Below are 14,011 nucleotides of genomic sequence, written 5' to 3'. Positions count from 1 at the left end.
TTAAATGCTATAGGATGTATATGCACGCGTATCAACAACAGTTTATAGAGCTCGCCATAGGCCAAAAGGCCTTGTGTTTCGGCGAGTTCACCTTGAAGTCAGGGCGTATTAGCCCTTATTTTTTTAATGCCGGGTTATTTTGCAGTGGTGCTGCGCTGGCGTTGTTGGGGCGTTGCTATGCCAATGCCATCGTCGAATCTGGGGTAGAGTTTGATGTCATCCTAGGTCCGGCCTATAAGGGTATACCTCTAGCTGCAGTGACTGCCTGTGCCTTGGCCGACCATCATGGTCGCGATGTACCTTATGTGTATAATCGCAAAGAAGCCAAAGATCATGGTGAGGGCGGCGTGTTAGTGGGCGCCCCCTTAACCGGCAAGGTACTGATTATTGACGATGTAATTACCGCGGGTACTGCTGTGCGCGAGGTGATGACTATGATAGAAGCTGCCGGAGCCGAGCCTGCTGCCGTGGTGATAGGCCTCAATAGGCAGGAGCGCGGCAAGGGTGCGCTATCAGCCATACAAGAGGTAGAGGCTGACTATAAAATACCGGTGATCAGCATTATTAATTTACAGCACGTTATCAATTTTTTACGTGAGAAGGGCAGTGCTGTTGAGCTGGAGCAAGTGCAGTCGTATTATCAGCAATACGGTGTATAGGGAATAATCATCAAACAGGATGGGATTAAACGGGTGGCGAACTTACAAACATTATTGCTAGGTGTTCTTTTATACAGCTGCTGTGTGGGGGCTTATGCCGCAGATACTGGCAGCGAGAAGAGCTACTACCGCTACGTTAATGAAAAAGGCGTGCAGGTTATTGTTGATTACCTGCCGCCAGAAGCGGCCCCTCTAGGGTATGACGTTATTACGGTGGGTGGCCAATTGATCAAGCGGGTGCCTCGCCAGCTGACGGGTAAGGAGCTGCTGGACAAAAATAATGTGCTTACCCAAGAGCGTATGCGTGAAGAAGAGCAGCGGCGTTTAGACGAATGGGACAAATCCCTAATGCTGCGTTATAGCAGCATAGAAGATATAGAGGCTGCCCGTGAGCGCGCCATACAAAGCGTCAAGGTGCGGGTGAGTATCTTAAAATCGAATCGCTCTTCGGTGAAATCTGAAATCGAGCGAGAGCAAGCAAGGGCCGCCGATATAGAGCGCGGTAGTCGTGAAGTGCCTCAGCCTTTGCTAGAGAAAATCAATGTCTTACACGATGAGATTAAAGATATAGAAGACTCTATCTCGGCGCGCGAAAATGAAGTGGAAACCATCGCCTCGCGTTTTGCCAGGGATATCGATAGATTCAAAACGCTGCAAGACCGCATCCATATACGCAGCCAAGCACGGCCTAAAGCGACGAAGAGAAGTTATTACTAAACGTGGGTTGCCTTGCTGCCGCTAAACCTTTCGCCGCTAACCATCTGTTGCGGCTGCTCAGTCCTAGTGGCGGCTACTAATTAACTGCTAACCAAGGCTTCTTTCATTAAACCGTTAACCAATACTGGCCATTGTAGTTGCCAGTTTTCGGTGGGTGGGCGTTGAAATTCACTGCGTACAAATTGACTAATGCGGCCTTCGGCGGCACTCAATAATAGGTTGGCGGCGATATTTACCGGTAGGGTGGTGCGTACGCCTTCGCGGATTTCGGCTTCACGTAAAATCTGCTTAAGCTGGGTTTCTAGGCGGTCGTAAAACTGCGCTACGCGGTTGCGTAAGCGCTCGGTTTCGCCGGCTAAGGCGTCACCGGTTAATATGCGGCACAGGCCTGGGTTGCGTTCACTAAAGCCTAACAGCAGTGTGAGTATCAGTTCGCAGCGCGCTAAGGCTTGCGGCTCATCATTTAAGATTAGGCTGACTCGGCTAAATATCGTTTCTTCAATAAACTCAATTAAGCCCTCAAACATTTTAGATTTGCTGGGGAAGTGGCGATAAAGTGCAGCTTCAGAAACCCCCACCTCTTTCGCCAGCTTGGCGGTAGTGATGCGTTCGCCCGGGCTAATTTCTAGCATGTGAGCGAGGGATTCTAAAATTTGTTGGCGGCGTGATGTTTTTTTAGTCATGACCAATTATTCTGTATTGGTTGAGCAGCCATCCTAACTACTCGTAGCTCGGGCTGCAATAAAAAAAAGTGTGAGAAATACAAATAAATAACAATAAAACTTAGCGGTTTAAGCCGGCGTGAAATAACGCCGTACGCTTTTAGTTTTTATTGGTAATTAAAGTACCCACGCCTACGTCGGTAAAAATTTCTAATAGCAGCGCATGGGGCACGCGACCATCTATAATATGGGCGCTGTTAACACCGGCTTTTACGGCGCTTAGGGCGCAGGCTATTTTAGGTAGCATACCGCCATATATAGTGCCGTCGGCAATTAAACTATCAACCTGTGGTGTAGATAAACCCGTCAGTACTTCGCCTTGCTTGTTCATTAAGCCGGCGATATTGGTGAGCAGCATTAACTTTTCGGCCTTTAGCACTTCAGCCATCTTGCCCGCCACTAAGTCGGCATTGATATTGTAGGAGCGGCCGTCTTCGCCTACGCCTATGGGCGCAATAACCGGTATGAAGTCGCTGTCAATTAAGGTGTCTAAAATGCCGGTGTTAATTTTTTCGACTTCGCCCACGTGGCCTATATCAATGATTTCAGGCGCCGTCATGTCGGGTGTTTGGTGATTAACGGTCATTTTTTTGGCTTGTATTAAACGACCATCCTTACCGGTAATACCTACCGCTTTACCACCTATAGTGTTGAGTAGGTTAACAATTTCTTTGTTGACTGCGCCGCCCAAAACCATTTCTACCACGTCCATGGTTTGGCTATCGGTAACGCGCATGCCGTCGACAAAATGGGATTCTATGTTGAGGCGTTTCAGCAGTGAGCCTATTTGCGGGCCGCCGCCGTGTACTACCACGGGGTTCATGCCTACCAATTTCATTAATACAATGTCGCGGGCAAATTGTTGTTTGAGGTTGTCGTCTACCATGGCGTTGCCGCCAAATTTCACAACGATGGTTTTGCCGGTAAATTGTTGGATATAGGGTAGCGCTTCGGTTAGCACATTGGCGATATTGGTGGCGGCGTCTCTAGAGAGCGACATGGTGGTCCTTAACAAGTAAAAGGCGCTATTGTAGCGCGGGCGTTGTGGCTCTGCGAGAGGTGGTGTTAACAGCGCCTAAAAATAAACCGGCGCTAGTTAAAAATCAAACTGCAGGCTGCTATCTATATTGCTCAGCTGCTGTTTAAAAATAGTTTGGATATCGCTTAGAGTTTGCTGATCGTTGGCCTCAAAGCGCAGCACCAACATGGGGGTGGTATTCGAGGCGCGTACCAAGCCCCAGCCATCATTAAAATCAACTCTAACCCCGTCTAGGGTGGAGACTTTGCCATCACCAAACTGACCCTGTTGAATGAGCTGTTCAATAATGCTGAACTTGCGCTGCTCGTCGCTGGCCACTTTCAATTCGGGGGTGGCTACGGTAACGGGGAAGACACTGAGCTGGGCGTCTAGGTCGGGGTCGGTAGTGCTTAAAATTTCGATTAAGCGTGCCGCCGCATACATGCCGTCGTCAAAACCAAACCAGCGCTCTTTAAAGAAAATGTGGCCGCTAAATTCGCCGCCCAGTAAGGCGCCGGTTTCTAGCATTTTTTCTTTCATAAAGGAGTGGCCGGTTTTCCACATAATGGGGCGGCCGCCGTAGTTACTGATTAAGCTGTTGAGGCTGCGGGTGCATTTAACATCAAAAATAACATCGGCACCGGGGTTACGGGAGACGACATCCTGCGCCAGCAGCATTAATAAGCGGTCGGCGGGCACGATATTACCTTCGGCGGTTACTACCCCTAGGCGGTCGCCGTCGCCATCAAAGGCTATGCCTAAGTCGGCACCCTCTGTTCTTACTTTGACGATTAAATCTGCGAGGTTGGCCGCTACCGTAGGGTCGGGATGGTGATTGGGAAAGTCGCCATCTATGTCGCAGTAAAGGGGAATAACGTCACAGCCCAGCTCTTCAAACAAGCGCGGGGCGATGTTGCCGGTGACACCATTGCCGGCATCAATCACAATTTTTAGCGGCTGGGCGATAGCGACATCGTTAATAATATAATCGATGTACTCGTCTTCTATCACTTCGCTGCGGTAGGCGCCCTTGCCGCTGTGCAGCTTGTTATTAACTATGCGATCGCGCAGGGCGCTGATGGCTTTTTCGGATAAGGTGTGGCCGGCAATAACAATTTTAAGGCCGTTGTATTCGGCGGGGTTGTGGCTGCCGGTAATCATCACGCCACTTTGGGTTTCTAGCTGATGAGTAGCAAAGTACAGCAGCGGGCTGGGCACCATACCTATGTCTATCACATCGCAGCCGCTGGCCAATATGCCCTTGCTCAGCGCCTCGCGTATGCGGGGTGAACTGTGGCGGCCGTCGGCAGCAACCAGTAGCGATTGCTGGCCTTGGTCGCGGGCTTCACTGCCTATGGCTAGGCCTATGGCGTAGCAGTGTTCGTCGGTGAGTTCTTGATCGGCAATGCCGCGTATATCGTAGGCTCTAAAGATGGTGCTGGGGATGTCTTGCGGCAGTGCTGGCGCTGAGTCGCCGGCCTGGCTATTTTGGCCTAGCTCCGCGGCTATAGCATCTACCGGGTTGATGTTGGCGGTGTCGTCTTGTTGCTTGGCGGCGGCCTGTTTTCTTTTGATTTGTGCCTCTAGTTTTTTCAGGTCTGCCAGCAGTTGTTGCGCGGTATCGCTAAAGCCCGGCAAGCTAAAAGGCCCTTTGCTGCGGGCAGCTAATAGCGCCAGATTATCCGCCAGCGCTTTGTTTAGGCTGCCGAAGGTGAGCGCTGTAGCAGCCAGTATGGCCACTAGGCAGATAGCCAGCAGTATCCAAATCAGTGGCGAGGCGGGGCTGTGGTTGGCGATCAGTTGTGCTGAGGGAGTGAAGCTGAGCTGCCAGTGGTTAACGGCGGTGCTGCGGGTAATGGTAGGCGCGTTACTGGCGGCGTCACCTATTTTTGCCAGAGTGCTATTGCCGCCCAAGGTTTGCACTAAGCTAGTTTGCCCTAGATTGCTGTCTAGTTGGCTTAGTATCTCGTGTAGCAGGGTGTTGTTGTAACTAATCAGTAAGGCACCTGCGGCGTGTTTTTTACCTTTGCCTTGAATGGCTTCGGCCAGTGAAAAAAGTGGCAGCTTATCGCTGCGATAAGACTCGATGACGATTTTTTCATCGTTGCTTACTCGCCGCAACATATCCAACTCAATATTATTGCGTAGAGAGGCCTGTTGTTTATCTAGCCCGGCTATACCCAATGTTCCCAGAGGGATGATTTTGGCGCTAATGGCTAGCGGGAAGCTGCGCTGTAGTTCAATTTGAAAGGTGACCAAGCGAGCGGAGTCGCCGTTTTCTAGAGCGGCAAGTAATTGTGGGTTGGTAGCCAGTTGATGGCTGCGCAGCTGGATAGTGTCTATGGCTTGGTTGAGCAAAAAAACTTGGTTGTCGGCTAAGCGGTTGGCTAGGGTGTCTAGCTGTTCGCGCTGGCTATTGGGCTGTTCAATTAAGGCCAAATATAAAAAGCTGCCGCACACGGCTAGTAGGCTGATTAAAGCGCAGCGTACTAAATTGGTTTTAATCGCATTGGCGGGCTTAGCGGCGGGGCTGTTGTTATTATTTTTTTGCTTAACCATATCTATCCATAAGGGCAATAGCCCGTTGCAAAAAGCTGTCACTTACGTGTGCTAAATAATGGGAGTTGTTGGCTCCCTTGTCCAGTTTATATCGTCATAGCGCTTACTTGGCGCTTAACAGTTTGCTTGCTTAAAATGCTGGGCGATATGGACAATAGCGGCACGGGCTAATTGTGTTTTACTGGCCAGCGCTAAGAGCTGCTGGCCATGTTGAGTAATGAGGGTGGCGGCATTGTTATCGCTGTTAAAGCCGATGGCGCTATTGGCGACGTCGTTGGCAATAATCATATCCAGATTTTTACGGGCCAGCTTTTGTTGGGCGTGGGCCAGTAGGTTTTCGGTTTCGGCGGCAAAACCTACGCAAAAAGGACGCGGCTGGTGCTGGGCAACGGCGCTAATAATGTCGGGGTTGCGCACGAGGCTGATGGTCATGCTGTCGTCATTTTTTTTGATTTTTTGCTCGGCTACCGTGGCGGGCCGGTAGTCGGCAACGGCGGCACAGCCTATAAAAATATCGCAGTGCGCTAGTTGCTCGTTGACTGCCTGCAACATTTGCTCGGCGCTTTGTACATTGATGCGCTGGCAGCGTTCGGGGGTGGCTAGGTGTACGGGGCCGGCGATTAGGGTGACGCTGGCGCCGGCGTCTATGGCGGCCTGCGCTAGAGCAAAGCCCATCTTGCCGGAGCTGTGATTGCTGATAAAGCGTACGGGGTCTATGGCTTCTATCGTGGGCCCGGCAGTGATTACGAGTTTAACGCCGTCTAGGCTGCCGCTAGCAAATTGCTGGGCGGCTAGCTCGGCAATGTGGTTGGGCTCTATCATGCGGCCGGGGCCTACATCGCCGCAGGCTTGCTCGCCGTCGCCGGGGCCAAAAATGGCGACCTGCTGGGCGATTAACGTGCTTAGGTTTTGCTGGGTGGCGGCATCGCGCCACATGGCTTGGTTCATGGCTGGGGCGATGGCGATGGGCGCATTGGTGGCCAAGCATAGGGTGGTGAGTAAATCGTTGGCCTGGCCGGTGGCTAGCCTAGCCATAAAGTCGGCGGTGGCGGGGGCGACTAAAACTAAGTCTGCCCAGCGGGCTAGGGCGATATGGCCCATGGCGGCTTCGGCCTCAGGGTCTAGTAGGCTGGTGTGTACCGGGTTGCCCGAGAGCGCTTGTAAGGTTAGCGGGGTGATGAATTCCTGCGCCGCTGCGGTCATCACCACTTGCACTTCGGCACCTTGTTCTTTGAGGCGGCGTATCAGCTCAGCGGATTTATAAGCGGCTATGCCGCCGGTCACGCCTAATAGGATGTGCTTATTGTTTAATTGCTGCATGGGGTTGTGGGTCGACCAATAATTAATAAAGGAGTAAATTAAGCGCTACATAATAACAGCGAATTGTAAGTAACTGTGCAGGGGATTGCACGAATAAAGCCTAAACAAGGAGTGGTGATGGCAATTACAGACTGGCCCGCGGCAGAGCGGCCCCGAGAAAAACTGTTGGCAAAAGGCGCTGCGGCCTTATCGGACGCAGAATTACTGGCCATATTCTTACGCACCGGCACTAAGGGCATGAGCGCTGTCGATTTGGCACGCGATTTATTAGAGTCCTTTGGCGGCTTGCGGCCGTTGCTCAATACCGATTTGACTCAGTTCTGTGCCGCCAAGGGTTTGGGGGCCGCCAAATATACCCAGTTGCAGGCGGTGCTAGAGATGTCGCGCCGCCACTTGGGTGAGCAGCTACGCCGCTCCAACGCCCTCACCAGCCCGCAATTAACCCGTGAATATTTGCGCGCCTGCCTCAGGGATGAATGCCGCGAGGTGTTTGCCTGCCTATTGCTGGATAGCCAGCACCGGGTTATCCACTACGAGCCGCTGTTTTACGGCACCATCGATGCCGCTTCCGTTTATCCGCGAGAAGTCGTTAAACTGGCGTTAAAGCATAACGCCGCGGCACTAATTTTGGCCCATAATCACCCCAGCGGCATAGCCGAGCCTAGCCAAGCCGACCAGCGTATTACCCAACGTTTATGTGAGGCTTTGGCGACGGTGGAGATACGCGTTTTGGACCATATTGTGGTGGGTGATGGCGAGGCCTTATCGTTTGCTGAGCGCGGCTTATTGTGAGGCTAATCTGGGGTAAATACGTGTTTTTGGGTGAAATATAGACTAAATTGGCTAAATTCACTCCATTCAGTTGATATGGCATAGCTGTTCTGGTATAAAGTCGCGCTCTGTTCGGGGTGGTCTACATAGAGATCACATGCAGTCTCCATAAAGTGCTCTTTGAGCCTTGAAAGACCTTGTAGCTTGCCCGGCTCACCAGTTTTAATTTGCTATCTGAAAGGGGCGCTCAGCTCATGTCTAAAGTATGTCAAGTTACCGGCAAACGTCCGATAACAGGAAACAATGTTTCCCACGCAAAAAACCGCACTAAGCGTCGTTTTTTACCTAACTTACACCAGCACCGTTTCTGGGTTGAGTCTGAAAAACGCTTTGTTTCATTACGTGTTACCAGTAAAGGTATGCGTATTATCGATAAAAAGGGTATAGATGTCGTATTAACTGACATTCGTGCTCGTGGCGAAAAAGTTTAAGGAGCTAGATTATGGCTAAGAAAGGTGCACGCGACCTCATCCGTCTGGTTTCAACTGCCGGTACTGGTCACTTTTACACGACTGACAAAAACAAGCGCAACACTCCTGATAAGATGTTGTTCAAAAAGTACGATCCTGTGGTTCGTAAACACGTTGAGTACAAAGAAGCGAAAATTAAGTAATTAATCTCGCTGCTTAAAAACCCAGCCCTGTGCTGGGTTTTTTTATGTTTCGAGTTAAGCGCTAGGCGCTTAACAGTGGCAAGTTATAAGCTGCAAGCTGTAAGAGTGAAAATTTGCCGGTGGATGGAACCAAGTTGGAAGAGGGGCGTCAGAGTATGCAGAACGGAAATATTTATTGTTTTTGATCTGAACTCCCTGAATCGTGCCCACCCCCTAAGGGCACACTTTAGACCCGGCGCGTTAATTGTGACCGGGTTTTTTTATGGGTGAGAGTCGCTAGTTCCTAGTGGTTAGTCGCTAGAAGAAAATATTTAGCGGGAATGGAACTAGTGTTGAATAGGGGCGTCATAGTAAATATGAGGATGCTAAGCATTCCCCATCCAGGTCTCCAAAGTGTCTCGATCCCCTATGTTTAGACACTGTTTTATGCCCAGTACGGTTTTCGTCGCTGGGCTTTTTTTTGGATAAAAAGTCGCTAGTTATATAGTCTTTAGTCGCTAGTAAAAAACGCTAGAGGCTTTATAGCTAGGTGCTTTTCAGCTCGGAACTAGAGACTAGCATCTATTGACTGAGGTTGTGGCCGGGCTGGGCCCAGCCACTCCCCCAACTTCGTTCTCAGCTCTGGCAGCCCGGTACGCTTTAGCGACGAGAATAGTTGCACGGAGATTAGCGGTTCGGCTCCAAACTCGTTGCGTACCTTTAGCAAGGTGGCTTTGGCGGGGCCGTTTTTAAGCTTGTCGCTTTTGGTGAGTAGTATATGCACCGGCATTTGGCAGCTTTGTGCCCAGGCTATCATCATGCGGTCAAATTCCTGCAGCGGGTGGCGGCTGTCCATTAATAAAATTAAGCCTTTTAGTGATTGCCGCTCGCGTAGGTATTGCTCCAGGTGGCGCTGCCAGGTTTCTTTGACGGCTAGTGGCACTTTAGCATAGCCGTAGCCGGGTAGGTCGACTAAGCGCTGGCTGTCGCTGAGTCTAAAAAAGTTAATCAGTTGGGTGCGCCCAGGAGTTTTACTGATGCGGGCCATCTTTTTATTTTCGGTCAGGGTATTAATAGAGCTGGATTTACCGGCATTAGAACGGCCGGCAAAGGCAACCTCTACCCCTATGTCGGGCGGGCAGTCAGCCAATTTGGGGGCGCTGGTGAAAAATTCGGCAACTCGAAAGTTAAGAGCTTTGCTACTAGGTTCGCTGGTCACACGTTGGCCTTAGGCTGAGTATTGCTAGTGGTCTATGGGGTTAAGCCGTCAGCAGTATAGCTGCTGGCGTAGGCTTATTCGTTAAAGCTTGTCGTGCGGGGATGGCGGTTTGAGTCTACTCTTGTGTATAATGCCGCCGTTTTCTAATATAAGTGCGCACTGCGAGTGCATTATCGTAGTCTATGCAGGAGGTATGCAATGAAAAAACTACTTTTAGTTGTTCTTTTACCGTTTATGGCGTCTATGACGCAAGCTTCCGAACAGGCTGTAAGCGCGTACTACGCTAAAACCTGCGGACTATGCCACGCCACCGGTGCGGCCAATGCACCTAAAACAGGGGTGGCCAGTGACTGGGCTCCACGTTTAGAAAAAGGCATGGATACCCTTCTGCATAGCGTACAAAACGGCTTAAATGCCATGCCGCCTAAAGGTATGTGTATGAACTGCAGCGCAGATGACTTTAAAGCATTAATCGAGTATATGTCGGCGGCTAAATAACCGCGGCCTAATAACAACAAGTCGTTTTTGATAATGGCTGCTATTTGAAGATTGGATTGATTATGAAAAAACTATTAGTAGGGGCTTTAGTTTCTTTCGGTTTGGCGAGCTGGGCCTATGCTGGCGGCGATGCTACTGCCGGGGAAGGCAAAGCAGCGGCCTGTGTGGCTTGTCATGGCCAAGGTGGCAACAGTACGGTTCCCAGCTTCCCTAAGCTAGCCAGTCAAAACGAGCGCTACTTAGTTAAACAGTTACAAGATATACAGTGTGGTGCCTTATCAGCTGATGAGCAAAAAGCACGTAAATGTGCCGGCCGCAATATTGCCCAAATGGCAGGCCAGTTGAATGGCCTCAATGATCAAGACTTAGCCGATATCGCCGCTTACTTCGCCGCGCAGCCAGCATCCGGTGGCCAAGCGAAAGCTGAACTAGTGAGCAAGGGTGCAGAAATTTACGCCGCGGGTATACGTGCTAAAGGTGTTGCCGCCTGCGCTGGCTGCCACTCACCTACCGGTAAAGGCAATGCGCCTGCGGGTTTCCCGCGTTTATCGGGTCAGCATGCTGACTATGTTGCTGCGCAGTTAAAGGCTTTCCGTGCCGCCGCCGATGGCGACCACAGTGGCCGCAGCAATGATGGCGACACGCAAATGATGCGCGACAATGCTTACCCGCTTAGCGACAGTGAAATTGAAGCGGTAGCCAGTTATATTTCTGGCTTGTATTAATAGCCCTCATAATGACTCTAGTAATATGCGTTTGGGTCATGTAAAAAAGGCAGCTATGGCTGCCTTTTTTGTTGCTTGCGCTTAACGCTAAGACACTTTAAGCACGCGCTAGGAGCTCTTATAGAGGAACTCTATAGCCAAGTTTGGTGTCTTACCAACCCAGTATACTTATACCGATAATATGATTTAGTTTGGAGAAGACTATGAGCTCAACGAGACGACTGGCATCCCTGGTGATCAGCGCCCTAATGTTAATGATAGCAACTACAGCCTTTGCCCAGCAGCAATATGAGGCGGGCGTACACTACACGGTGCTGGATACCCCTGTGCGCACCCGTGATGCCAGTAAGATAGAAGTGGTAGAAGTGTTTTGGTATGGCTGCGGCCACTGCTATAACTTTGAGCCTATTATTCATGCTTGGGAAGAGAGCAAGGCCGACGACGTAGACTTTTATCGCTCACCGGCAATGTGGGGCGGCGCTATGAAACTGCACGCGCAGGCTTATTATGCGGCGCAAGCACTAAAAGTCTTGGATACCCTACACACACCTCTATTTGTGACCTTGAATGTAGAGCGTAAGCGCTTGAATACGCCAGCAGCTGTGGCCGATTTGTTTGCCGATTATGGCGTAGATCGCGATCAAGCCTTAAAAACCTTAGGGTCATTTGGGGTGCTAAGCCAAGTGCGCCAAGCCGATGCCCGTGCTCGCAGCTATAAAATTAGCGGTACTCCGGAAGTTGTGGTAAATGGCAAGTATCGTGTTAGCGGTAAGATGGCTGGTGGCCAACAGCAAATGATAACCGTAATGAATTATTTAATTGCTAAAGAGCGCGCAGCTATGGCAGCGGCCAGCTAGACGCCTTTTAAATAGTCATTCGTCACAATACCCACTAAAGCCGAGATGAATCTCGGCTTTTTTATGGGGGCTATTTACTAGGCTATACTTGCCAGTAATTTTTTAAATAGAGATTTATGCCGTGCCTACCCAATCCAATAATAATGCCGGCAAGAGCTGGAAAGACAAATATCTAGATAGTCTCGATCAACAAGAGCGCCAAGATAAGCAGTTTAAAACCTTATTGAGTTTGCTTAATCAAGCCACCTTGCGCATTAGCATGATTGCCGATGGCATGGACAAGGGGTTGGATAAACAGCTGCTAGGTATGCGCGGCTTATTACAAGCCAAAAGCGTATCCGCCAAAGAATTAAAGACCGTAGTTGAGGCTTTAGGCGGGCAAGTAAAACGCATGGACGCCATTAAAACCGATAGAGGTCGGCAAGTGGCCTTGGCTTTTACCGCGTTAGTGGCACAGCTGCAGCAGCTAAAACCCGATAGTGATAATAATAAAGCGCTGAAGGCTTTTCAGAAAGTGGCCAAAGCGCGCAGTGCCGATTTGCCCTTTCAGCCCTTATTGTTAAAAGAATTTAGTGAGCTACAGCAGCGGGTGCTCGCCGATAACGCAAATGCTGCGCCTAGACGGTCATGGTGGCAGCGTTTACGAAGCGGGAGCGGTGAGTCGTCGGCCGAACAGGTGCAGCCTGAGTCCGTGGCGCATGAGGCTGATGGCAGCGCTGAACCGGCCTTAGGCTTAGGTGTAGGCTCGGCGGCAGAGTCTGGCTCAGAGCAGGCGTTATCGCTGTCGGTTGCCGCGGCCGATGAAGTGGTACCGGATCTACCTCGTGTGGGGGTGGATAAAAGCCAGTCGCTAGAGCCGGGCTTTTCAAGAATTAATACGGTTGTGTGTGAAATCTTGAGGGAGCTACTACAGCAAATAGAGCCGCCGCCCATGGCTGTGGCAAACCATGAAAAGGCCATGCAGCAAATAGAGCAAGGCTTAAATTGGTATGAATTAGTCGCTGTGCTGGAACAGATAAGCATAGTGATAGTGTCGGCTTTTGATAGAGACCAGCAGGCTTTCGAAAGTTTTTTGCAGCAGCTAAATGATAGGTTGAGTTCGGCCTATGACATTATTAGTAGCTCGCAGCGGTCACAGGGTGATAGCGAGCACGCCCAGAAATTGCTACAGGCGTCCATGCGTGTACAAGTGGCGGCCATGCAAAATAGCGTGGTCAATGTTAACGACCTAGAGCAATTAAAATTAGAGGTCAGCGACCGCTTGGATAAAGTGTTGTCGGTGATGAATAAACATCAGAGCGGCGAGCAAACCCGCGAGCAAGACGTATCCGCGCAACTCGACGCCTTGGTTGAGCAAGTTAAAAGTATGGAACTGCAATCACAGCAGGCGCAGCTGCAAATAGAAGAGCAGCGTCAGCGTGCGTTGCGGGATGTGCTCACCCAGCTGCCTAACCGTGAAGCGTACAATCTGCACCTAGAGCAGGAGTTTGAGCGCTGGCGGCGCTATCAGCGGCCGCTGACCCTAGTGGTGTGCGATATCGATCACTTCAAAGCCATTAACGATAGTTACGGTCACCAAGCGGGCGATAAAGTATTGCGTATTATTGCCCGCAGCATTGCCAGTCGCCTGCGCAAAAGCGATTTTATTGCCCGTATTGGTGGCGAAGAATTTGTGGTGTTAATGCCAGAAACGAATCAGCAGGCAGCGTATACCGTAATCGATACAGTAAGAGAGGCGATAGCCCAGTGCCCCTTTCACTTTCAAGAGCAGCCAGTCACCATCACCCTCTCCTTTGGCATAACCGAGTTTAGCGGTGACGACGATTCCGATGCGGTATTTGCCCGCGCCGATAAGGCGCTGTATCAGGCGAAGCACGAAGGCAGAAACCGTGTGATAGTCGCCCCGCAAAATCATAAGGCTTAAATTGGCTCGCGTTGCTGGGTCCGCAATTGCAAGGCGTAGCTCATAAAAAACACACTGTACGATGCGGCTGCCGCTGCGCGTGGCCATAAGGCGGGAGCGGGCGATACACGCAGCCTCTGCCGGTTACGTATAGTTCATGCGAGCTGCGGGTTTAGAGTATTACGAGGTAGGGTTATAGTTGCAGCCTACTAGCGGTGGGGCTGCCTAAGGCGTATGGCTATGGGGGTACGTTGCCTAAGGGTCTGGCCACGAAGCCCAAAACTAGGGGCTGTAGCCTCCTATTCACGCAAAGTAGTGGCCGGCGCGTCATGGCTGTTTAGTCTGGTGCCGTTTCAATTCGTCAAAAGCCGAGCGGTATTATCTATACCAA

General features: G+C 50.7%; 14 protein-coding genes. 9 read left to right on the top strand and 5 right to left on the bottom strand.

Going from position 1 to position 14,011, the window contains the following annotated elements; genetic code table 11:
* The first annotated feature begins 20 nt into the window (after positions 1 to 20).
* Both pyrE and B067_RS19525 read left to right on the top strand, forming a co-directional pair.
* Positions 21 to 659: an orotate phosphoribosyltransferase gene (pyrE, locus tag B067_RS0102725; RefSeq protein WP_026244362.1), complete on the top strand. Its 639-nt coding sequence runs from the start codon at positions 21 to 23 to the stop codon at positions 657 to 659.
* A gap of 33 nt (positions 660 to 692) precedes the next feature.
* Complete coding sequence (locus tag B067_RS19525) at positions 693 to 1,376, top strand: hypothetical protein (protein WP_019528519.1); 684 nt, start codon at positions 693 to 695, stop codon at positions 1,374 to 1,376.
* An 80-nt stretch (positions 1,377 to 1,456) separates the two neighbouring features.
* Here B067_RS19525 and slmA read toward each other — a convergent pair whose 3' ends face one another.
* The 4 genes from slmA to coaBC all read right to left on the bottom strand — a co-directional run bounded on the left by slmA (position 1,457) and on the right by coaBC (position 6,995).
* Positions 1,457 to 2,059, bottom strand: a complete 603-nt coding sequence (slmA, locus tag B067_RS0102715; RefSeq protein ID WP_019528518.1) for a nucleoid occlusion factor SlmA — start codon at positions 2,057 to 2,059, stop codon at positions 1,457 to 1,459.
* 139 nt (positions 2,060 to 2,198) lie between these two features.
* Positions 2,199 to 3,098, bottom strand: a complete 900-nt coding sequence (gene argB, locus B067_RS0102710; RefSeq protein WP_019528517.1) for an acetylglutamate kinase — start codon at positions 3,096 to 3,098, stop codon at positions 2,199 to 2,201.
* Between the two features lie 96 nt (positions 3,099 to 3,194).
* The gene (locus B067_RS22225) at positions 3,195 to 5,675 is read right to left on the bottom strand and encodes a phosphomannomutase/phosphoglucomutase (RefSeq protein WP_083921357.1); all 2,481 of its coding nucleotides are present in this window, start codon (positions 5,673 to 5,675) and stop codon (positions 3,195 to 3,197) included.
* Positions 5,676 to 5,789: 114 nt separating this feature from the next.
* Entirely contained in the window at positions 5,790 to 6,995 is a 1,206-nt protein-coding gene (coaBC, locus tag B067_RS0102700; protein ID WP_019528515.1) for a bifunctional phosphopantothenoylcysteine decarboxylase/phosphopantothenate--cysteine ligase CoaBC, read from the bottom strand.
* 117 nt (positions 6,996 to 7,112) lie between these two features.
* Here coaBC and radC point away from each other — a divergent pair, with 117 nt between their 5' ends.
* From radC to rpmG, 3 genes are all read left to right on the top strand, one after another.
* Positions 7,113 to 7,787: a RadC family protein gene (gene radC / locus B067_RS0102695; protein ID WP_019528514.1), complete on the top strand. Its 675-nt coding sequence runs from the start codon at positions 7,113 to 7,115 to the stop codon at positions 7,785 to 7,787.
* A gap of 233 nt (positions 7,788 to 8,020) precedes the next feature.
* A complete protein-coding gene (rpmB, locus tag B067_RS0102690) occupies positions 8,021 to 8,257 on the top strand; it encodes a 50S ribosomal protein L28 (RefSeq protein ID WP_019528513.1) in 237 nt (78 codons plus the stop codon).
* 11 nt (positions 8,258 to 8,268) lie between these two features.
* A complete protein-coding gene (gene rpmG, locus B067_RS0102685) occupies positions 8,269 to 8,439 on the top strand; it encodes a 50S ribosomal protein L33 (protein ID WP_019528512.1) in 171 nt (56 codons plus the stop codon).
* Between the two features lie 547 nt (positions 8,440 to 8,986).
* On the opposite strand, the gene yihA is transcribed toward rpmG, so the two are convergent.
* Positions 8,987 to 9,637: a ribosome biogenesis GTP-binding protein YihA/YsxC gene (yihA, locus tag B067_RS0102680; RefSeq protein ID WP_019528511.1), complete on the bottom strand. Its 651-nt coding sequence runs from the start codon at positions 9,635 to 9,637 to the stop codon at positions 8,987 to 8,989.
* 198 nt (positions 9,638 to 9,835) lie between these two features.
* Between yihA and B067_RS0102675 the strand changes: the two genes are divergently transcribed.
* From B067_RS0102675 to B067_RS0102660, 4 genes are all read left to right on the top strand, one after another.
* Positions 9,836 to 10,135 carry a c-type cytochrome gene (locus B067_RS0102675; RefSeq protein ID WP_019528510.1) on the top strand — a complete coding sequence of 100 codons (300 nt, stop codon included), beginning with the start codon at positions 9,836 to 9,838 and terminating at the stop codon, positions 10,133 to 10,135.
* A 62-nt stretch (positions 10,136 to 10,197) separates the two neighbouring features.
* Positions 10,198 to 10,860, top strand: a complete 663-nt coding sequence (locus tag B067_RS0102670) for a c-type cytochrome (protein ID WP_019528509.1) — start codon at positions 10,198 to 10,200, stop codon at positions 10,858 to 10,860.
* Positions 10,861 to 11,063: 203 nt separating this feature from the next.
* Positions 11,064 to 11,717 (top strand): thiol:disulfide interchange protein DsbA/DsbL, encoded by a 654-nt coding sequence (locus B067_RS0102665; protein ID WP_051083804.1) that lies wholly within the window; start codon positions 11,064 to 11,066, stop codon positions 11,715 to 11,717.
* A 121-nt stretch (positions 11,718 to 11,838) separates the two neighbouring features.
* Entirely contained in the window at positions 11,839 to 13,641 is a 1,803-nt protein-coding gene (locus B067_RS0102660; RefSeq protein ID WP_019528507.1) for a sensor domain-containing diguanylate cyclase, read from the top strand.
* The last annotated feature ends 370 nt before the right edge of the window (positions 13,642 to 14,011 follow it).

It is taken from the genome of Dasania marina DSM 21967 (assembly GCF_000373485.1).
GTDB classification, from domain to species: domain Bacteria; phylum Pseudomonadota; class Gammaproteobacteria; order Pseudomonadales; family Dasaniaceae; genus Dasania; species Dasania marina.
This window is presented reverse-complemented; position numbering and strand designations above follow the sequence as displayed.

Bases quoted from the DNA above. Each gene is read 5' to 3' on its own strand.
- pyrE (WP_026244362.1), top strand. From the start codon at position 21: ATGCACGCGTATCAACAACAGTTTATAGAGCTCGCCATAGGCCAAAAG.
- slmA (WP_019528518.1), bottom strand. From the start codon at position 2,059: ATGACTAAAAAAACATCACGCCGCCAACAAATTTTAGAATCCCTCGCT.
- argB (WP_019528517.1), bottom strand. From the start codon at position 3,098: ATGTCGCTCTCTAGAGACGCCGCCACCAATATCGCCAATGTGCTAACC.
- B067_RS22225 (WP_083921357.1), bottom strand. From the start codon at position 5,675: ATGGTTAAGCAAAAAAATAATAACAACAGCCCCGCCGCTAAGCCCGCC.
- coaBC (WP_019528515.1), bottom strand. From the start codon at position 6,995: ATGCAGCAATTAAACAATAAGCACATCCTATTAGGCGTGACCGGCGGC.
- radC (WP_019528514.1), top strand. From the start codon at position 7,113: ATGGCAATTACAGACTGGCCCGCGGCAGAGCGGCCCCGAGAAAAACTG.
- rpmB (WP_019528513.1), top strand. From the start codon at position 8,021: ATGTCTAAAGTATGTCAAGTTACCGGCAAACGTCCGATAACAGGAAAC.
- rpmG (WP_019528512.1), top strand. From the start codon at position 8,269: ATGGCTAAGAAAGGTGCACGCGACCTCATCCGTCTGGTTTCAACTGCC.
- B067_RS0102675 (WP_019528510.1), top strand. From the start codon at position 9,836: ATGAAAAAACTACTTTTAGTTGTTCTTTTACCGTTTATGGCGTCTATG.
- B067_RS0102670 (WP_019528509.1), top strand. From the start codon at position 10,198: ATGAAAAAACTATTAGTAGGGGCTTTAGTTTCTTTCGGTTTGGCGAGC.
- B067_RS0102665 (WP_051083804.1), top strand. From the start codon at position 11,064: ATGAGCTCAACGAGACGACTGGCATCCCTGGTGATCAGCGCCCTAATG.